Origin of the sequence: Paenibacillus sp. DMB20, assembly GCF_000987955.1 — a bacterium.
Classification (GTDB): domain Bacteria; phylum Bacillota; class Bacilli; order Paenibacillales; family Paenibacillaceae; genus Paenibacillus_AQ.
In genome coordinates this window covers 40,008-58,548 of sequence record NZ_LAZU01000044.1, presented here as the reverse complement: position 1 = coordinate 58,548, position 18,541 = coordinate 40,008, and the positions used below count along the sequence as shown (strand labels likewise).

The 18,541-nt window shown below is 50.6% G+C and carries 13 protein-coding genes and 6 pseudogenes; 15 read left to right on the top strand and 4 right to left on the bottom strand.

Features of this window, described 5'->3' with window-relative positions:
- The first annotated feature begins 2 nt into the window (after window positions 1–2).
- Window positions 3–1,242, top strand: a pseudogene (gene thiI / locus XI25_RS25755) (tRNA uracil 4-sulfurtransferase ThiI).
- A gap of 119 nt (window positions 1,243–1,361) precedes the next feature.
- On the opposite strand, the pseudogene XI25_RS25750 reads toward thiI, so the two are convergent.
- A pseudogene (locus XI25_RS25750) lies at window positions 1,362–2,055 on the bottom strand (TerC family protein).
- Between the two features lie 128 nt (window positions 2,056–2,183).
- Between XI25_RS25750 and XI25_RS25745 the strand changes: the two are divergent.
- The 8 genes and pseudogenes from XI25_RS25745 to XI25_RS25710 all read left to right on the top strand — a co-directional run bounded on the left by XI25_RS25745 (window position 2,184) and on the right by XI25_RS25710 (window position 10,443).
- Window positions 2,184–2,841, top strand: a pseudogene (locus XI25_RS25745) (TerC family protein).
- Between the two features lie 182 nt (window positions 2,842–3,023).
- The gene (locus XI25_RS25740) at window positions 3,024–3,542 is read left to right on the top strand and encodes a LiaF transmembrane domain-containing protein (protein WP_046680859.1); all 519 of its coding nucleotides are present in this window, start codon (window positions 3,024–3,026) and stop codon (window positions 3,540–3,542) included.
- 143 nt (window positions 3,543–3,685) lie between these two features.
- A complete protein-coding gene (gene typA / locus XI25_RS25735) occupies window positions 3,686–5,527 on the top strand; it encodes a translational GTPase TypA (RefSeq protein ID WP_046680858.1) in 1,842 nt (613 codons plus the stop codon).
- 63 nt (window positions 5,528–5,590) lie between these two features.
- Window positions 5,591–5,887 (top strand): YlaH-like family protein, encoded by a 297-nt coding sequence (locus XI25_RS25730; protein ID WP_046680857.1) that lies wholly within the window; start codon window positions 5,591–5,593, stop codon window positions 5,885–5,887.
- A gap of 150 nt (window positions 5,888–6,037) precedes the next feature.
- Entirely contained in the window at window positions 6,038–7,120 is a 1,083-nt protein-coding gene (locus XI25_RS25725) for an LCP family protein (RefSeq protein WP_046680856.1), read from the top strand.
- A 79-nt stretch (window positions 7,121–7,199) separates the two neighbouring features.
- A complete protein-coding gene (locus XI25_RS25720; RefSeq protein WP_046680855.1) occupies window positions 7,200–7,496 on the top strand; it encodes a hypothetical protein in 297 nt (98 codons plus the stop codon).
- 171 nt (window positions 7,497–7,667) lie between these two features.
- Entirely contained in the window at window positions 7,668–8,999 is a 1,332-nt protein-coding gene (locus tag XI25_RS25715) for a PhoH family protein (protein WP_046680854.1), read from the top strand.
- A gap of 208 nt (window positions 9,000–9,207) precedes the next feature.
- Window positions 9,208–10,443 carry an extracellular solute-binding protein gene (locus XI25_RS25710; RefSeq protein WP_046680893.1) on the top strand — a complete coding sequence of 412 codons (1,236 nt, stop codon included), beginning with the start codon at window positions 9,208–9,210 and terminating at the stop codon, window positions 10,441–10,443.
- Between the two features lie 147 nt (window positions 10,444–10,590).
- Here XI25_RS25710 and XI25_RS25705 read toward each other — a convergent pair whose 3' ends face one another.
- The 3 genes and pseudogenes from XI25_RS25705 to XI25_RS25700 all read right to left on the bottom strand — a co-directional run bounded on the left by XI25_RS25705 (window position 10,591) and on the right by XI25_RS25700 (window position 12,146).
- Entirely contained in the window at window positions 10,591–11,403 is an 813-nt protein-coding gene (locus tag XI25_RS25705; protein ID WP_235440420.1) for a hypothetical protein, read from the bottom strand.
- A 40-nt stretch (window positions 11,404–11,443) separates the two neighbouring features.
- Window positions 11,444–11,698, bottom strand: coding sequence for a hypothetical protein (locus XI25_RS35410; RefSeq protein WP_235440413.1), 255 nt, complete (start codon window positions 11,696–11,698; stop codon window positions 11,444–11,446).
- Window positions 11,699–11,908: 210 nt separating this feature from the next.
- A pseudogene (locus XI25_RS25700) lies at window positions 11,909–12,146 on the bottom strand (DUF2626 family protein).
- 342 nt (window positions 12,147–12,488) lie between these two features.
- Here XI25_RS25700 and XI25_RS25695 point away from each other — a divergent pair.
- The 6 genes and pseudogenes from XI25_RS25695 (at window position 12,489) to XI25_RS25670 (ending at window position 18,533) form a co-directional block, all read left to right on the top strand.
- A complete protein-coding gene (locus XI25_RS25695; RefSeq protein ID WP_046680853.1) occupies window positions 12,489–13,139 on the top strand; it encodes an RsfA family transcriptional regulator in 651 nt (216 codons plus the stop codon).
- Window positions 13,140–13,270: 131 nt separating this feature from the next.
- On the top strand, window positions 13,271–14,227 hold the full coding sequence (locus tag XI25_RS25690) for a ketopantoate reductase family protein (protein ID WP_046680852.1): 957 nt from the start codon (window positions 13,271–13,273) through the stop codon (window positions 14,225–14,227).
- Window positions 14,228–14,257: 30 nt separating this feature from the next.
- Window positions 14,258–14,617 carry a DUF3397 domain-containing protein gene (locus XI25_RS25685; RefSeq protein ID WP_046680892.1) on the top strand — a complete coding sequence of 120 codons (360 nt, stop codon included), beginning with the start codon at window positions 14,258–14,260 and terminating at the stop codon, window positions 14,615–14,617.
- A gap of 154 nt (window positions 14,618–14,771) precedes the next feature.
- Window positions 14,772–16,438 (top strand): annotated as a pseudogene (locus XI25_RS25680) (peptide ABC transporter substrate-binding protein).
- A 206-nt stretch (window positions 16,439–16,644) separates the two neighbouring features.
- Window positions 16,645–17,580: pseudogene (locus XI25_RS25675) on the top strand (ABC transporter permease).
- A gap of 2 nt (window positions 17,581–17,582) precedes the next feature.
- Window positions 17,583–18,533 (top strand): ABC transporter permease, encoded by a 951-nt coding sequence (locus XI25_RS25670; protein ID WP_046680851.1) that lies wholly within the window; start codon window positions 17,583–17,585, stop codon window positions 18,531–18,533.
- The last annotated feature ends 8 nt before the right edge of the window (window positions 18,534–18,541 follow it).

Genomic DNA, 18,541 nt, shown 5'->3' with positions numbered 1-18,541 from the left:
AGATAACCTACGATATGCTTCTTCTCCGCTTTGGAGAATTTACGCTGAAAGGCAAAAACCGCAGCCGTTTTGAGAAAAGCGTGCTTATGCACGTCAGGGCTTTGCTGAAAGCTTTTCCTAAGGCCAAAATATTGAAAGAGTATGGAAGGATTTATATTGATCTCAACGGGGAACCGGCCGAAGCCTTGACCGAAGTTCTAAAAAAAGGTGTTTGGCATCGTATCCATCAGCCCGGTTCGCGTGTGCGCATCGGATTTGGAGCCGATTGTTAACACAGCGCTTGAATTTTTAGGCCAGTCCGAGCTCCCGGGAGAAACGACGTTCAAGGTAAATGCGAGGAGGGTATGGAAGGAATTCCCGCACTCTTCCCAGGAAATGAACCATCTGATCGGATCTCCGCTGCTTAGGGCATATCCGAAGCTCAAAGTTCAAGTCAAACATCCCGACATCGAGCTTCGCGTGGAAATCCGCGAAAACCGGACCTATCTTTTTTATGATGTCATCGAAGCGGCAGGAGGGTTTCCGCTGGGGACCAACGGTAAGGCGATGCTTCTGCTATCCGGGGGAATCGACAGCCCGGTTGCCGCTTTTTTGGCGATGCGCAGAGGGCTCGAAATCGAATGCGTTCACTTTTACAGTTATCCGTACACCAGCCAGCTGGCAAAGGAAAAGGTCATTGAACTTACGAAGATTTTGTCGGGCTATGCAGGAAAGATCAAGCTTCATCTGGTACCGTTTACCGAGATTCAAACGTCTTTTGCCGGGATAGGACAGGATAACCTGATGATTACGTTCATGCGCCGGGCCATGCTCCGCATCACCACGATGCTGGCCGAAAGGGAGGGAGCGCTCGCCATCGTGACCGGTGACAGTCTGGGCCAGGTAGCCAGCCAAACGCTCCCGAGCATGAACGTTATCGGCAAGGCAACGGATCTTCCGATCTTGCGCCCGCTTATTACGACGGATAAAAATGATATCATTGATCTGGCAAAAACGATCGGTACCTACGAAACGTCCATCCTTCCTTACGAGGATTGCTGTACGTTGTTTGTGCCGAAATCGCCGACGACGAATCCAAACCTCCGGATTGTCGATAAAGTGGAAAAAACGCTTCCGGGTCTGGCCGACTTGATCCTTTCGGCAGTGGAGCGGACGGAAACCTTAATCGCCACGCCGGAGATGACAATGGATCTCGATTCCCGGTCGATTTCGGACGACGTTGTTAAAGAAGAATGGTTTTAACCGTCTTTTGCGATATAAACTCCGGATTAACCAAAGTCCGGATAATTGAAAAGGGGTATCCCCCAAGGTCAACGGACCTTGGGGGATACCCCTTTAATGCACGGCATGCTCAGGAGGCGTCATGTCGTTTCTGATGGTTCGCGGCGACGGCGCAATGCCTTTTTCCTAAGATGTCCTGCCGCCAGGACGCCGACAATGACTGCGGCAATAAACAGGGACCTCACGATGGGATGGGTTTCAAAGAATACTTTGAAGTGCTTCTCGTCCGTGATCATGGAGGAAGCGGTATAAGCAAGCACGGCGGCCCCGGCATAAATGATCCACGGGAACCGGGCGATCAATTTGATAAACAAGGTGCTGCCCCATACGACGATCGGCACGCTGATCAATAATCCGATAATGACGAGCAGATTGTTATGCTTCGCCGCGCCGGCCACGGCAATGACATTATCAAGTCCCATAGCCGCATCCGCGACGATAATGGTGCGAATGGCAGACCAGAGATTACTCCCGGCCTTGATATCCGTATGGTCGTTGTCGTCCGTCAGCAGCTTGTATGCAATGCCAACCAGCAGTATTCCCCCGATCAGCAGCAGCCATGGGACCTTAAGCAGCCAGACGACAAGGATGGTGGCGATAATCCGGAGCACTACGGCCCCGCCCGTTCCGAAAATGATGGCTTTTTTTCTGGGTAGCCGGCTGCAAATTGCGTGCCGCCAGACCGATCACGATTGCATTGTCGCCGGCCAGTACAAGGTCCAGAAATACAATGTTGATTAGCGCAAAGAAAAACTCTCCGCTCAAGATGTCCACAATAGGTCACTCCTCTAAGACATGCGGTCAAATAAAAACAAAGTGGATTAATTATAGGCCTATTTTTTCCCGGATGCAAGCATAGCTTGGACATACCGCTCATATGTGTAAAGTGGGAGGTTGACAGGATGGATACGATTTTGCTGTTGGGACAAATACTGATGATTAATCTGGTTTTAAGCGGCGATAATGCTCTGGTTATCGCGATGGCTAGCAAGAATCTTCCCGAAACCAATAAAAAGCGCGCGGTATGGATCGGAACAGCCGGCGCGGTGCTCCTTCGGTGCATTTTAACGTTTGCCGCGGTTCTGCTGCTCAAGGTGCCCTATCTGCAAGCCGGAGGAGCCTTGCTGCTGTTGTGGATATCCTTTAAGCTCATAGGGGACCAGCACGGGAATGACATTACCCTGAAGGAATCCCCGTCAATGTGGGGAGCGGTGTACACCATATTGGTTGCCGATTTTGTGATGAGCCTGGATAACGTCTTGGCTATAGCAGGTTTGGCGGACGGGGATTTGGCGCTTATCGCGATCGGCATTCTTCTTAGCATCCCCATCGTTGTATGGGGCAGCGGGATTATAGGGCTATGGTTAAAAAAAGTATCCGTTTCTGCTGTACGTCGGTGCCGGAATACTGGCCTATACCGCAGGGGAAATGCTGCTGCAGGACGTAAAAACCGGACTGCTGCTGGCAGCCTCCATGCCCGAATACCATTCATGGCTGCCCGCCGTTCTCGCGGTGATTGTCGTTGCCTTCGGTGGACTAAAAGCATTTAAACACCGGTAAAGCCTGCAGAGGATAGGCGAAAACCCCGGAGATAAGAACCCCGGGGTTTTCGTATTTAATTTTATGGGACCAATGACCGGGGGACGGGCTCGGGATATGGTTTTTTTTTGTCGTTTTCGGCTAATATTAATGTAACTGATATTTCAATGGTTGCCATTAGCTTTACATAAAATGATAAGAGGGTGAAAAAATGTCCTCCAAAAAAAGACTTGACACTCGGATTGTTTATCGTTGCTGCAGGCGTGTTCATCTTGCTTGGAAAGCTTGGGGTATTCGGATTTTTGGGACGCACCTTGTGGCCTCTCCTCCTGTTGCTCCCGGGGCTGCTGCTTCACGTTTTGTACTTTGGCCGGCGCTTTTCTGCAACCATCCTGATTCCGGCGGGGATCCTGACGGTCTACGGGCTTCTGTTCCTGATCTGCAGCTTCTGGGGCTGGGACTTGATGCGTTCGCTATGGCCGCTGCTTATTCTTGGGATCGGCGTTGGGCTGTATGAGTATTATGCATTTGAAACTCCCCGTCCTGGAGCCGCGCTGCCGATGGCGGTCGGTTTGATTCTTCTCTCGGCGGTCATATTCATTTTCACTTGGCTTGAGGCAGGGGCTTTTTATGTGATCGCGCTGGTTCTGATTGCCGCGGGAATTTGGCTGATTTACGGGCGAAACCGGAGACGGGGCAGCAAGTGGAGCCGAGGGTGGTAATTTTACTGGAAGTTTTCTGAAAAGGCTTGATTTTTGCATCGAAAAACCTTTAAAATAGTGGATATGTTGAAGCGTCGGTCGGCATTAACGTCCGGCGCTTCTTTTGTGGCTCATTCGAATTAGAAGGGATATGAGATAAATTTATGCAATCGAGAGAACAAATTCGCAACATTGCTATCATTGCCCACGTTGACCATGGCAAAACGACGCTTGTCGACCAGCTGCTGCAGCAGTCCGGTATTTTCCGGGAACATGAAACGCTGCAGGAACGGGCGATGGACTCGAATGACCTGGAACGCGAACGCGGCATTACCATTTTGGCCAAGAATACGGCCATTACGTATAAAGACTTTCTGATCAACATCGTGGATACTCCCGGACACGCCGACTTCGGCGGCGAAGTGGAGCGGATCATGAAAATGGTCGACGGCGTGCTGCTCGTCGTCGACGCTTATGAAGGCTGCATGCCTCAAACCAAGTTCGTGCTGGGCAAAGCGCTGGCACACAATCTGACGCCAATCGTCGTCGTCAACAAAATCGACCGTCCGGCGGCCCGTCCGGCCGAGGTCATCGACGAAGTGCTGGACCTGTTCATCGAGCTCGGCGCAAACGACGACCAGCTGGAATTCCCGGTCGTGTACGCATCCGCTCTGAACGGTACCTCCAGCCTGGATCCCGAGAAGCAGGATGACAACATGCTGGCTCTTTACGAGACCATCATTGATCATATCCCGTCTCCAACCGAGAAAGTGGACGAGCCGCTTCAATTCCTGGTTACATTGATGGATTATAACGAATATCTCGGCCGTATCGCCGTCGGTCGCGTGAACCGTGGCGTGATCAAGCAGGGACAACCCGTAACGGTCATCATGCGCGACGGCTCCAGCAAGTCGGCACGGATCGAGAAGCTGTTCGGCTTCCAAGGGCTCAAGCGCGTGGAAATCGCCGAAGCGGGCGGCGGCGACATCGTTGCCATCGCAGGCATCAAAGATATCAACATCGGAGAAACGATCGCCGATCCTCAGAATCCTGAAGCCCTCCCGGTTCTGAAAATCGACGAGCCGACCCTTCAAATGACCTTCCTTGTCAACAACAGTCCTTTTGCCGGACGGGAAGGCAAGTGGGTAACATCCCGCAAGCTGCGCGAGCGGCTCTACAAAGAGCTGGAAACCGACGTGAGCCTTCGGGTGGACGAAACCGACAGCCCGGATGCCTTTATCGTATCGGGCCGCGGCGAGCTTCACCTTGGCATTCTGATCGAAAACATGCGCCGTGAAGGCTATGAGCTTCAGGTCTCCAAGCCTGAGGTTATCGTGAAGGAGATCGACGGCGCCAAGATGGAACCGATCGAACGCCTGATCATCGACGTTCCTGAAGACAGCATGGGCTCGGTCATGGAAAGTCTCGGAACCCGTAAAGCCGAGATGGTGAACATGGTGAACAACGGAAGCGGCCAGGTTCGCCTGGAATTCCTGATTCCGGCCCGCGGATTGATTGGGTACCGCACTCACTTCCTGACGCTCACTCGCGGCTACGGCGTGATGAACCATGCATTTGACAGCTACGGCCCGCTGCACGGCGGACAGGTCGGCGGACGCCATCAGGGCGTGCTCGTTTCCACCGAAAACGGAACGACAACCTTCTACGGCATCATGTCCGTCGAAGACCGCGGAACCTTGTTCCTTGAACCGGGCACCGAAGTGTACGAAGGCATGATCGTCGGGGAGCATACCCGCGATAACGACATCGTGGTTAACATCTGCAAGGAAAAGCAGTTGACCAACGTGCGGTCCGCGACCAAGGATGACACGGTGAAGATGAAAACTCCGCGTTTGTTCTCGCTGGAGCAGGCGCTTGAATACTTGAACGACGATGAATATTGCGAGATCACGCCGAAGTCCGTTCGTCTCCGCAAGAAGATTTTGAACAAGAGCGAACGCGAACGCGCAGAAAAACATCGTAAAATGGCCGAGGCGAATCTATAATAGAGAGAGCAGCTCTCTATTATAGATCCTGCTGCATGATTTTCATAAAGGAGTGAACCTATCGTGCAGGTCTGGTTTGCCGAGCATCCTCTAATTTCCTATATCGTTATTTTCGTGCTGATCGCCTACGTCTACAACAAGGTGTTCAGGGCAAGACAGAAGATGCCGCTTTTGAAAGAAATCCTGCTCTACATCCTGATGGCTTTGGGCTCGGGCATGCTGCTTATTTTCCAGATTGACAAGCTGCCTATCATCCAATGCCTGCTCGTGGCCGTAGCGTTAATGCTGATGGTGCGGATCCGTTACTTTGTGGAGGAACGTCAAAAGAAGAAGGCGAAGGCGGAACCGAAAACGCATTGATGCGTAAATTGTCCGGATTTGCCGAAAACTTTTTTTTCGGTTCCTCGCGTTATAAAAAGAGAGATGAAGTACCTGAGAGTCCGGTTAATGCTCAGCTGCCTGAGCGCTAACCGGACATTCATCTAAATTGAATGAAAAAGGTGTTACGCTATGAGTACGAGTCCTACGAATCTCCCTCCGAGAGGAAAAAGCGGAGGACAACGCAGTAAAAAGAAGCAGACAAAGAAGAAAAGCGGAGTGAAATTATTCTTAAAATCCATTCTGATCCTTGTTTTGCTAGCTGTGCTGGGCGCTGCCGTATACGCTGGAATGCTTTACTTCAAAGCCGAGAACAGCATTTTGGACACCGGCAACAACAAGAAGGTTCCGCCGGAGAAATCCGCAAAGGTCAAGCCGCTTACCATCCTGCTGCTGGGAACGGATCACAGGCCTGAAACCGGTACGCATCTTACGGACGTCGTCATGGTGGTGTCCATGCATCCGGAGACCAACTCGGCGACCCTGGTGTCTCTTCCGCGGGATGCCTCGCTTCAGCTGGAGGGCTACAAATCCAACCAGAAGCTTAACGCTTTTTACCCTGCGTTTAAAGGCCAGGAAAAGAAGAGCGGCATTCTGGCGGAAGAGCAGATGAAAAAAATGATCGGCAAGTATTTGGATGTCGATATCGACTACGTGACCGTTCTGGATTTCCAAGGCTTCCGGGACGTGGTGGATGCGCTGGGCGGCGTGAGCGTAAACGTCCAATATAATATGTGCCACCGCGATTCGGTAGACGGCACGAACATCAACCTGAAGGCCGGTCCGCAGGAGCTAGACGGCAAGCAGGCGTTGGATTATGTTCGTTACCGGAAGTCCATGAATTGCAAGCCTAAGACCAAGGAGTCTAATGATTTCGACCGTAATGCGCGCCAGAGCGAGGTGCTTCACTCTTTGATCGACCGGATGAAATCTTTCGGAGGTGCGGCCAAGGCGTTCGACGTGTTGGATGCGGTGGACGAGAACATGAAGACCGACCTGGAAAGCGATCAACTGAAAAATCTGATCAAGGCGTATTACGACATTAAGAAAGATGATGTCAAATTCATGCCTGTAACCGGCGAATGGCGGAGTCCTTACGTGTATATTAACGATAGCGAGCTGCAAAAGGCGAAACAGGCCCTGAAAGACGAGCTCGCCGGAAGGCATACCGCGGAATCGGCAGGGACGAAAGCCGATTCTTCGTCAAAGCCGTGACATTTGAAGGCAAGTTTTATCCTGTGATATAATACAATAAATATAACAAACGAAGTTCATTGTACAGGAGGTCGGATTTATGTCCCAACCCGATATGCAATTGACGGAATCGATGATGGAGCAGTCCGAAACCTTCGTTTGCCCGAACTGGGCGGATGCCGGCCCCGGCAATCCCGCTCACGTTCCCGGTTTCGTCCCGGAACATTGTTCATCCTATGAAATGCTCTTTTTCGATATGAACGCCGATACGGTGCCAACTGCACCGTTTGCGGGCGTTTCTACGGCCATGTTGCCGGAATATGTTGAATTTTGCGGCGAACGTAAGGCTGAAAAGCTTGACGTGCGAATGATTGCTGCCATGATAAAAGCCTGGTGATTCTATCACTGGGCTTTTTGTTTGTTTTCATGAAATTTCTCGGTTAGGCAGGACCTATATTGTCGGAATCCGGCAAAATATGCCTGAAAGGAGGTGATGATCTTTTAGGTGCGAATGGTTCATAATCCAAAGCGGGGAATGTGTACATGAAGGAGCTGTGGAGGGGATACGATGAAGAAAATTTTTGTGCTGGACACAAACGTACTGCTGCACGATCCCAAAGCGATCTTTGCCTTTGAGGAGCATGAGGTTGTCATTCCGGCGGTTGTATTGGAAGAGATCGATTCCAAAAAACGGAATGCCGATGAGCTCGGACGAAACGCCCGTTCGGTGTCGCGCCTGCTTGACGGACTGAGGGAGCAAGGACAGCTGCATGATGGCGTTCCGCTCAGGCATGGCGGAAGTCTCAAAGTGGAGCTGAACCACCGCAGCTTTGTAAAGGTGCAGGAGATGTTTTGCGAGGCTTCCAACGATAACAGGATATTGGCCGTCGCATTGAATTATAAATTGGAGGAAGAAGAGAAGGAAGAGCCGCGCCCGGTCGTCCTGGTCAGCAAGGATGTACTGGTGAGAATCAAGGCGGATGTGCTGGGGTTAACGGCGGAGGATTATTTGTCGGATAGAACAGCCGACCCGAGCGAGTTGTATTCCGGTCATACCACGGTGAAAGTGCATCCATCCGTCATCGACGAGTTTTATAGTTACCGCTTTTTGCCGATCGCTCCGTTACAGCTGAATTTTGCATTGTATCCCCATGAATTCGTCATCCTCAAAGATGAAATGGGAAGCGGCAAATCGGCATTGCTGCGGGTTAATGCGGAAGCTACCCGGCTTGAACCGCTCTACCTCAGCAATGATCCGGTATGGGGAATATCGGCGCGCAACGCGCAGCAGCGCATGGCTTTGGAACTGCTGCTCAATGACGATATTCCGCTTGTAACGATCACAGGCAAGGCAGGCACGGGGAAAACGCTTCTGGCTTTGGCTGCAGGCTTATGCAAGGTAGAGGACGATCATAAATACAAAAAGCTGCTGATCGCGCGGCCTGTCGTTCCAATGGGAAAGGACATCGGTTATCTGCCGGGAGAGAAAGAGGAGAAGCTGAGACCATGGATGCAGCCGATCTACGATAATCTTGAGTTTCTGTTTGATACCAAAAAAGCGGGGGACATCGACAAGATATTGATGGGGCTCGGAAGCATACAGGTGGAAGCCCTGACCTATATACGCGGCCGCTCTATTCCGGGGCAGTTCATTATCGTGGATGAGGCGCAAAATTTAACCAAACACGAAGTGAAGACGATCGTCTCGCGCGCGGGAGAGGGCAGCAAGGTCATCCTGATGGGAGATCCGGAGCAGATCGATCATCCGTACCTTGATGCGGTAAGCAATGGTTTGACGTATGTGGTAGAGCGTTTTAAACAGGAGGGGCTGAGCGGACATATTACCCTGACCAAAGGGGAACGGTCAAAGCTGGCACAGCTGGCGGCGGATCTTCTGTAGCCGGAAAATGTATTTTCCGGGAAATGATACGACGTTTTTTGATGAGCTGCATGAGCTGAACAAGCTTATGCTTTTTTTTGTAGTAAGGGAAGGAGGATCCTTGCGGATGAAATGAATGGTATTTCTTGTCTATAAAAAAAAGGTAGGACAAGAGTACTAGGAGTCTGGTAAAATAAGGGCAGAGCTCACAAAAGGATTGGAGAAGGATATGAAGCGGAAAAATTATTGGTTTATGTTTGCCATACTGCTGCTGTCATTAACCAGCTTATCTCCGAGCTTTGACTTATCCAATAACATCGGGAGCGATCCGCCGGGAAACGACCCGCTTCCCCCGTCTCAAACGCCAGACCAGCCTGAAAGCGACCTTGGACCGATCCAGGTCGGTGTACAGCTTGATGATGCCGAATTTCAGCAGCTGCTTGAGATGAATGAAGAAATCGTTCAGGAAACCGGAGCGAAGGTGGACATTGTACAGTTAAGCGCAGCCGCATCGGATATGGAATCATTAATTCAAAAAATGAGCCTTGGGGACGGACCGGACGTGCTGCTCGTCGACAGCCATTGGATCAAACCTCTCGCCTTAAAAGGACATCTGCTGCCGATCGAGGCCTCGCAAGCCGTCATCCCGGACTCACAGCTGCCGGGAGGGCTGCTTGAACCGGTGCAGTGGAACGGTTATCAATGGGGAATTCCCTTCGATATAGATCCTTATGTGTTGGCTTGGAAGCCGGAGGATATGGAAGGGGACCTGCCTGCCAGCCGCAAGGGCTGGCAGGCTTTCAAGAAAAAGCGGGACCCCAAGGCTGTCTTTACGTTGGATCCGGAGGATCCTTACGCATTTGCGGCAGCCGTTTATGCATTGGGCGGAGACCCGGAAAAGCCTGACCGACAGGTGCTTAACCTCCTGGCACGGCATCAGTCATCATCTTGGCTTCAGTTTCGGGCGTCTCCAATGAAGCAGGCCGATGAAGCAGACAATACTTCCCCGGTCATTATTGCGCCCTTCTCGTCGGCCTACGGAGGCCTTCCGGACGGATTCCGGATCAAGATCCTTGCCGACAATGTTTCGGCATATAAGCCGGTCGTTCGGTCGAGGAGTTATGCCGTAACCGCTCAGAGCTCTCAGAGCGGATCGTCAGCACTTGCGATGAACTGGATTACGGAAATCACCGCCTTATCGCGGGAGAGGTTATGGGCTGAGAAAACGGGAAGGTTGGCAGCGCTGCCCGTAACCTACAACATTTCTGACAGCGCTGTCAGAAATAGCGGCGGGATGGAGGCGGTTGAACGTCTTCGTGCCTTGCTGGGTAAGCATGCCGCCGCAGGACTTCACTTCGGGCAGGAAGATGGATTTCTTCAATACATGCAATCCGCAAGCGGGCTTCTTCGCGGCGTAATCACGGCAGAAGAGTTCAGGAAATCTTACGCCGGAACGGGGAAATGATGCCGCCTTGGAAAGCCGGTTAATCCAAACAGACCGCGCCCTGGTAATAATTTTTCGTGCACTCAAGGTTACGGATGTTTTTTTGAGGCTATACTGTTTTTGATTTTTTTATAATAAAAAGGTGTCCCGCGGGACACCTTTTTTGTTTTACATATCAAGCTGAAGCTTAACCGTGAGATTTTTGTTCTCGCTGGTCACTTCCGTGGCTTTCAGGAAGGAGACAAGCTGCTTGGGATAAAAGTTCATATCAAATTCCTCCTGCAAAGCTTTACGGGTCGTATCAGGGAGTTCCAGCCTATTGAACACCAGCTTGTCGACCTGAAACATAATCGCGTTTTCCGGCTCATGAATGATCGTATACTCCCCTTCGATCAGCAGGGACAGATTGCCGCTTTCGCCCTCGGCGGATACTTTGCCGTCGTTGAAGTGAAAGGCAAAGCTATTGAACAGCTCATCTTCTGAACGAAGAAACTCGTTTAAATCATCCTCATGTATGTTGATGGTATATTCCCTGCCGTTCGTCTTGAGCATGTTTTTGCTGCTCTGAATGAAGTCGGGGAGATGATTCATGGCATTCGCCAGTGCCTGAAAATGCCGTTTGACTTCATAAAGCCCTACGTTTTCCCAGTATAGGGTAAACTCCTCTATGAGCCGTGCCATAGCCTCCGGCTTGCCGCTTGCGGCAAGCGCGCCATTGACTTGCTTCTCCAGTGCCACCACCCGTGCCCGCTGATTGACAAGGTTGCCTTTGACTTCTGCGAGCTGGGCCGCATTACGGGAAGCATTGGCTTGGGCCGACACCAATTCTTTATACTGCTGATCGTAGGCGCTTAGAACCTCTCTGTCATTTTGGATGATCAGATCGTAAAATTCCATGATTCTGAAAAAACCGGACAGACTGCTGGCTGATAATAACAGGGTGAATAGATTTTCACGCTCCCCCATGTAATAGGATCTCAAAACGGCACCCGCTTGCAGGCGGCGGTATTCGATTTCGGTTTCAAGTCCGGAAATTTTTGGCTGTCAGTTTTCTTTGGGTGTTTTCGAGTTCGGCTTGCCTTAATTCGATCCGCTCGATTTCATGGTCGATTTCAACGATCGAAAGGCTGTCTTGAAGCAGCTGGCGGGCTTCTTCGGAATCGATAGGAGCCGGTTCCGGAGCGGCGAATGCCGGCTGATGTCCTGCGGTGATAACGGTGAGCAGAACCAGACAAAGCAGGAGCGATAGATACGGACGTAGTTTGAACGCTATCAAAACGGGTATCCCCCTTGAAAAGGTATGTTCGTCAGGAATCCGAGGACCCTTTCATTTTAACCAATATATGATGGTTAGGGCGCAAATATCAACCCTTGTCTCTCTAAAGAGGCGTAATATCCAAAACGGACCCGAATGTAAACGCATTAAAAAAAGCGACCGGCAGCAATGCCTGATCGCTTTTTTGGTGATTTTTCATAAGCCGGGATGTTAAAGTGGCAAGCCCATTTCGAAGATCGTCCAATAGCTGAAACCTGTAAAGGTCACGATCATATAAGCCCAGAAGAGAATAATATAGGTTCTCTCCGTGAATTTCAAATATCCCAGAATCACGAAAAAACGCTGTCTGCAGGAAGAAGAGCAGAGCCATTTCAACCAAGTCTCCGGCAAACGCCATCAGACCGATGGTTAACGTGAAAAAGCCGAGCACTCGGAACATGCGTGCCACGATCATATCCTCCTCTCATATGTACGGACAATGCTTATTGCTATGTACATTATAACGTCATGGCAAAATCGTGTAAACGCCTAACTGAAGAAACCGCCCGATTTTTTGCGGAAATGTGATTTAAGTACTTGAAATCGGTTTGGAAAAGGCAAAATTGTTATAAATCCGGGTTCCGCGTATGATCTGTAATTAAATTGGAAATACATTTTAGTATCAAATAGATTCTATGAACTCTATGAGAGGCATAGGAATGAATTAAGCAGCTTTTATACCCTATTCAGCAGCCGGTTTAACGGTATTGAAGACGGTTATTTTAGGATGTCGTTAGGAGGGTTTTATGGTATGTCAGCAGTGAGACAGGATGCATGGAGTGCAGAGGACGACCTTATTTTAGCCGAGGTGACTCTGCGGCATATTCGGGAAGGCAGCACGCAGTTGGCAGCGTTTGAAGAAGTCGGTGAACGGATCGGCCGGACATCGGCTGCGTGCGGGTTCCGTTGGAACAGCTGTGTGCGCAAGAAATACGAGGAGGCGATCAGCCTAGCGAAATCCCAGCGCCAAAAACGGAGCTATTACAAAAAGCAGCCGTCCTTAAGCGTTCCCAAGGTAGCGGGACTGGCAGAGGCGGAAATGGAGCAGGACGGCTACAAGGGAGAGACGGCAAGCGAAGAGACGTTATCCATCGATGCGGTCATCCGTTTTCTCCGCCAATGGAAGGGCGGCCTTCAGGAGAGCGGACGCCAGTATAAAATGCTGGAAAGAACGCTCCGGGAAAAGGAAGAGGAGCTTGAAAGGCTGCGCAGCGAAAATGCCCGTCTACTGAAAGAGGTTAGCGAAGTAAAGACAGACTACCATGTGGTGAATGACGATTATAAGGCGCTCATTCAGATCATGGATCGGGCGAGACGGCTGGCTTTCTTAAATGAAGAAGACGAAGAGCTTAAAACGCGCTTTAAAATGGACGCCAACGGAAATTTGGAACGAATCGAATAGCCGATTTGCAGTTTAGCCTATAACCCGCTCTTTGCGTATACCTGTATGCAAAGAGCGGGTTATTTGTATTACGCTTCTTCTTTCTGATATATACTAGAAAACAAGATGATTCAGATGGGCGGGAGTATGTGATGAAGATACATATTATAGGAGCGGGTTCGCTTGGATTGTTGTACGGCGGGCGGCTCGCCGCAAGCGGAGCCGACATTTCCTTCTGGTGCCGCAGCAAGGAACAGGCGAATCTGCTCCAGGAACGGGGAATTTCCATTGAGGAGCCGGAGGGAAGCCTTTATATTCCGCCGGACGCTTTTCGTGCGGAATGCGTTCGGGATTATCATCAGGCGGGCGGTCCGCATGGCGGAGATTATACATTTCTAATGGTAAAGCAAAGCGCGGTTGCATCCATTGCCACAGAACTGCTGTCTCCTTATGCCGATGATTCCCATAAACTGCTGTGCTTTCAGAACGGGACAGGCCATATGGAGCTGCTGCGGCAGCACCTGCCGGGATGGGCTCTTTATGCCGCGGTAACGACGGAAGGGGCAAAGCGCAGCGGGGCTGCCGGGGTAGTGCATGCCGGAAGGGGGACAACATGGATCGGACAAGCTGCCGATGTTACAAAGGACGGCACAGGGGCTGAGGGACAGGGTTCCGAAAATGCGTTGATCGAACAATTGAACAGAGCAGGATTTGACTCTTTTTTGTCGAAAGAATTGGATGTCATGATTTTTCGGAAATTGCTTATGAATGCCGTGATTAATCCTTTGACGGCTTTATGGCGCATCCCCAACGGCGAGCTTTTGGCCGCGGAGAACCGCGTCGCTCTGATGAGAGAGCTTTATGAGGAGGGAGCGGCGGTGTACGATGCCTGCGGCATTAAGCGGGAAGACGATTTGTGGGAACAGATTGTGCGGGTTTGCCAGGCTACTTCGGCTAACACGTCCTCCATGCTGAAGGATGTGCTGGAGGGAAGGCCGACGGAAGCCGCATCCATAAACGGCAGCATTGTCCGAATGGGCGAGAACGCCGGTATCGACGCACCGCTGCATCGTCTGGTTTGGAAGCTGATCGAGGGAATACGAAGTTAAAGGAGGCGTGCAAAATTGAGTGTTCTCATCATGATGAGTGTAGTGCCGGTGATCCCGTTTATTCTCGTTTACGTGACCGTCACTCTCCGGAAGAAAGACAGAAAGCAGGCATTCAGGCTGGCCATGGATGTCACCACTCTGTTTCTTATAATTTCCGTGTCCGCGCTTTTTAATAATTTTTTCCAGAATAAGTTCGGACTTTATCTTATACTTCTTCTGCTATTAATTACGGCAGGTTTGATCGGCGGGGCCCAAAACCGGTGGAAGGGCCAGGTTGACGGGAAGAGACTGGTGCGGGCCGTCTGGCGGCTGGCGTTCGTCACGATGAGTATCAGTTATATTTTATTTACATTTATTGGATTAATTCAATACATATTTAAAGTGATGTAAAGGAAGCGCATACATAAAAAAACCTTTTACAATCATGTGTCTAAATCCCCGCAGAGATGTTTTTTTTGCGGGGCTTTTTTATGGCTTTTTTTTGACCACTGGTTGTATAATCGGTAAGCATATACCTAAAATCTATGAGGGGGAAAATTGCAAGATGAAGAAACATAAAAGTTTTCTGCTGCTTCTGACGCTGATTCTTGCCGTCGGTACCGTGTTGGCCGGATGCGGATCCAACAACAAAAAACGACGACCAGAGCGCCACTGGGAACGGAAATAAGCCTAAAGAGCAAATTTTCCGGATGAACCTTGCTTCCGAGCCTCCTACATTGGATCCGGGACAATCGAAGGACAACAACTCGAACACGATCATCAACGCCGTTTTCGAGGGCTTGACGCGCAAAGGCGCGAACGGCGAAGAGCAACCCGGGGTAGCCGAGAAATGGGAGATTTCCAAAGACGGCTTGAAGTATGTGTTCACGCTTCGCAAGGACGCGAAGTGGAGCAACGGAGATCCGGTTACGGCCAAAGATTTCGAATTTGCCTGGAAACGCGTACTGGATCCTAAAACTACGCCGGCTCCGCCTTATGCATACCAGCTTTACTACATCAAAAACGCTGAGGCTTATAACATGGGCGAGATTAAAGACGCCAATGAAGTGGGCGTGAAAGCGAAGGATGACCATACGCTTGAAGTAACGCTTGAAAATCCTACTCCGTATTTCCTTAGCCTGATGTCTTTCCAGTCTTTCTATCCTATCCACCAATCGGCGAAGGATAACGATAAATGGGCGACAAAAGCGGAAACCCTCATCGGAAACGGCCCGTTCAAGATTGCTTCCATGACGAAAGGGCAGAAGATCGAGCTGGCGAAGAACGACCAATATTGGGACAACCAATCCATCAAGCTTCAAAAAAGTCGTGATGAGCATCGTAAACAGCTCGGCTACGGAGCTTTCCAGTTACCGCAACAGCGAGCTCGACTATGCCGGCCATCCGGTGGGCAACATTCCGACAGACCAATTGACCGCAGTGAAAAAGGAAATGCCGGACGAGCTGAAAATTAAAGGCATCTCGTCTACGTATTTCTACATTTTCAACACGACGCAGGAGCCGTTTGACAATGTAAACATCCGTAAGGCCTTTGCCATGGCGATTGACCGTCAAGCGATCGTGGACAAGATTACGCAGGGCGGACAGACGCCGGCATTCGGCTTTGTGCCTCCCGGCATTAAGGGTCAAAAGGACGAATACCGTAAAGAGGTTGCGGACAACTACTTCCAAGAGAACCTGGACGAAGCGAAGAAACTTCTGGAGCAGGGCATGAAGGAAAAAGGCTATACCACCCTGCCTGAGGTTACGCTGATCCACAATTCGGATGACAACCACAAGAAAATCGCATTGGCGATTGCGGACATGTGGAAAAACAATCTGGGCGTAAGCGTAAAAGTGCAAAACCAGGAATGGGGCGTGTTCCTGAAAAACCGCAGCAACCTGGATTACCAAGTGGCTCGTTCCGGCTGGGGCGCGGACTATAACGACCCGATGACTTACATCGATATGTGGACGTCGAACAGCGGCAACAATGACACCGGGTTCAAGAACGAAGAGTACGACAAGCTTGTAGAAGAAGCTTACGCTACGGACGACAACGCTAAGCGCATGGAACTGATGTCAAAGGCGGAGAAAATTCTGGTTCAGGACAATCAAATCGTCATGCCGATTTACTACTACTCCAGCGTTTCTCTGGTTAAACCTTGGATGAAGAACATCAACATCGATTTCAAAGGGGATCTTGACTTCACGCGTGCATATGTTGAGTAATCTTTAAAAAGCGGTTTTTTTGAAGATTACGACTCGGGGTATATATGTGGGGGCCTTCCCTCATGTATATCCCGATTTTTTGTATTGGGACGTCATTTCCAAATCTTGTTTTCTATGGTGGGACTTTATAAAATGGAATATTCGTTTTAGTTTTCGTTACCTTGAAACTAGACTTGGCATAGAACATCGATCAGGAGGTTAGCGGGATGCTGAGGTATGTAGCGAATAAGTTTTTTTTACATGCTTGTATCGTTGTTCATACTGATTTCAGCCACTTTTTTTTCTCATGAAAGCCATACCGGGCGATCCGTTTATGGGAGAAAAAAAAGCCTTCGCCGGAAATATTGGCCAGGCTGATGGAGCAGTATGATTTGGATAAACCGGTTTTTCAGCAGTATACGAAATACTTGGGGAATATTTTGCAGGGGGATCTCGGCCTGTCCATGAAACAGCAGGGTCAAAGCGTTACGGGCATTATTACGGATACGTTTGCACCGTCCTTGAAGCTGGGGCTGATTGCGATCGTCGTCTCCGTCATTGTCGGCGTGCTGCTCGGCATGCTGGCCGCTTTGTACCACCGGAAACTAATCGACAACGTGGCGATGATCATTTCCGTTTTGGGCATCGCTGTACCGAGCTTTGTGCTCGCATCTTTGCTGCAGTACGTTTTGGCTGAAAAGGCAGGCATTTTCAATGTCATGGGTTTTAACGGCCCGTTGGACTATGTGCTTCCGGTGATGGCTTTGTCCGCCCAGCCGATTGCCTTTATCGCCCGGCTGACCCGCTCCAGCATGCTGGAAGTGCTTCATTCGGATTATATCAAAACGGCCAAGGCCAAAGGTTTGAGCTGGATCGCCATCATGTTCCGTCACGTCATCCGCAACGGCATTCTGCCGGTGGTTACGTATGTCGGACCGATGACGGCCAATATTATTACCGGCTCTGTCGTCATCGAGCAGATTTTCGGCATCGGCGGCATCGGCAAACAGTTTGTAGACAGCATTACGAACCGGGATTACACCGTAATCATGGGGATTACGATTTTTTACGGGATCCTGCTGATGACGGCCCGTTTTATAACGGATATCGCCTATGTGCTGGTGGATCCGCGCATTAAGCTTACCGGCGGGAAGGAGGGTTAACCATGGCGACAGAACATACATTGATGCAAGCTTCCGCTGAAGACCTGAGACCAGAGGATTTCCAGAAAATAGGCGTAGACGAGAAGCAGTCGGAAGTAATACAGCGTGAAAGCCTGTCGGCTTGGCGAGACTCCTGGGAACGATTGCGCAAAAACAAACTCGCCATGACCGGCCTGATCGTCATGATCCTGATCGTCATAATGGCCATTATCGGGCCTATGATCTCTAAATACGACTATGAAACGAACGATTTGATGAATACGAATATGGCTCCTTCCTCGGAGCATTGGTTCGGCACCGACGACCTTGGACGGGACGTGTTCGTCCGCACATGGATGGGCGCCCGGATTTCCTTGACCGTCGGCCTTGCGGCGGCGGCAATCGACCTGATGATCGGTGTCATTTACGGCGGCGTGATGGGCTTTTTCGGCGGCCGCCTCGATGAATTCATGAACAAATTCGCGGAGATTCTTTACTCCATCCCATATCTTTTGGTCACGATCCTTCTGCTGGTCGTCTTTGAACCGAGCCTTGGCACGATCATTCTGGCGCTTACCATTACCGGATGGATCAACATGTCTTGGATCGTCCGGGGCGAGATCATGCAGCTGAAGAACAGGGAATACGTGCTGGCTTCCCGCTCGATGGGCGCGGGCGCGTCCCGGCTGCTGTTCCGCCATCTGATCCCGAACGCGCTGGGTCCGATTATCGTTACGCTGACCCTGTCCGTGCCGAACGCGATTTTCGCGGAAGCGTTCCTCAGCTTCCTCGGTCTCGGCGTACAAGCTCCGGTCGCATCCTGGGGCTCGATGATCAACGATGCTTTGCAAGGATGGATGTACTATCCTTGGCGGATGCTGTTCCCGGCTCTGTTCCTCAGCTTGACGATGCTGGCGTTCAATATTTTCGGCGACGGGCTTCGGGACGCGCTTGATCCGAAATTGAAAAAATAGGAGGTGGG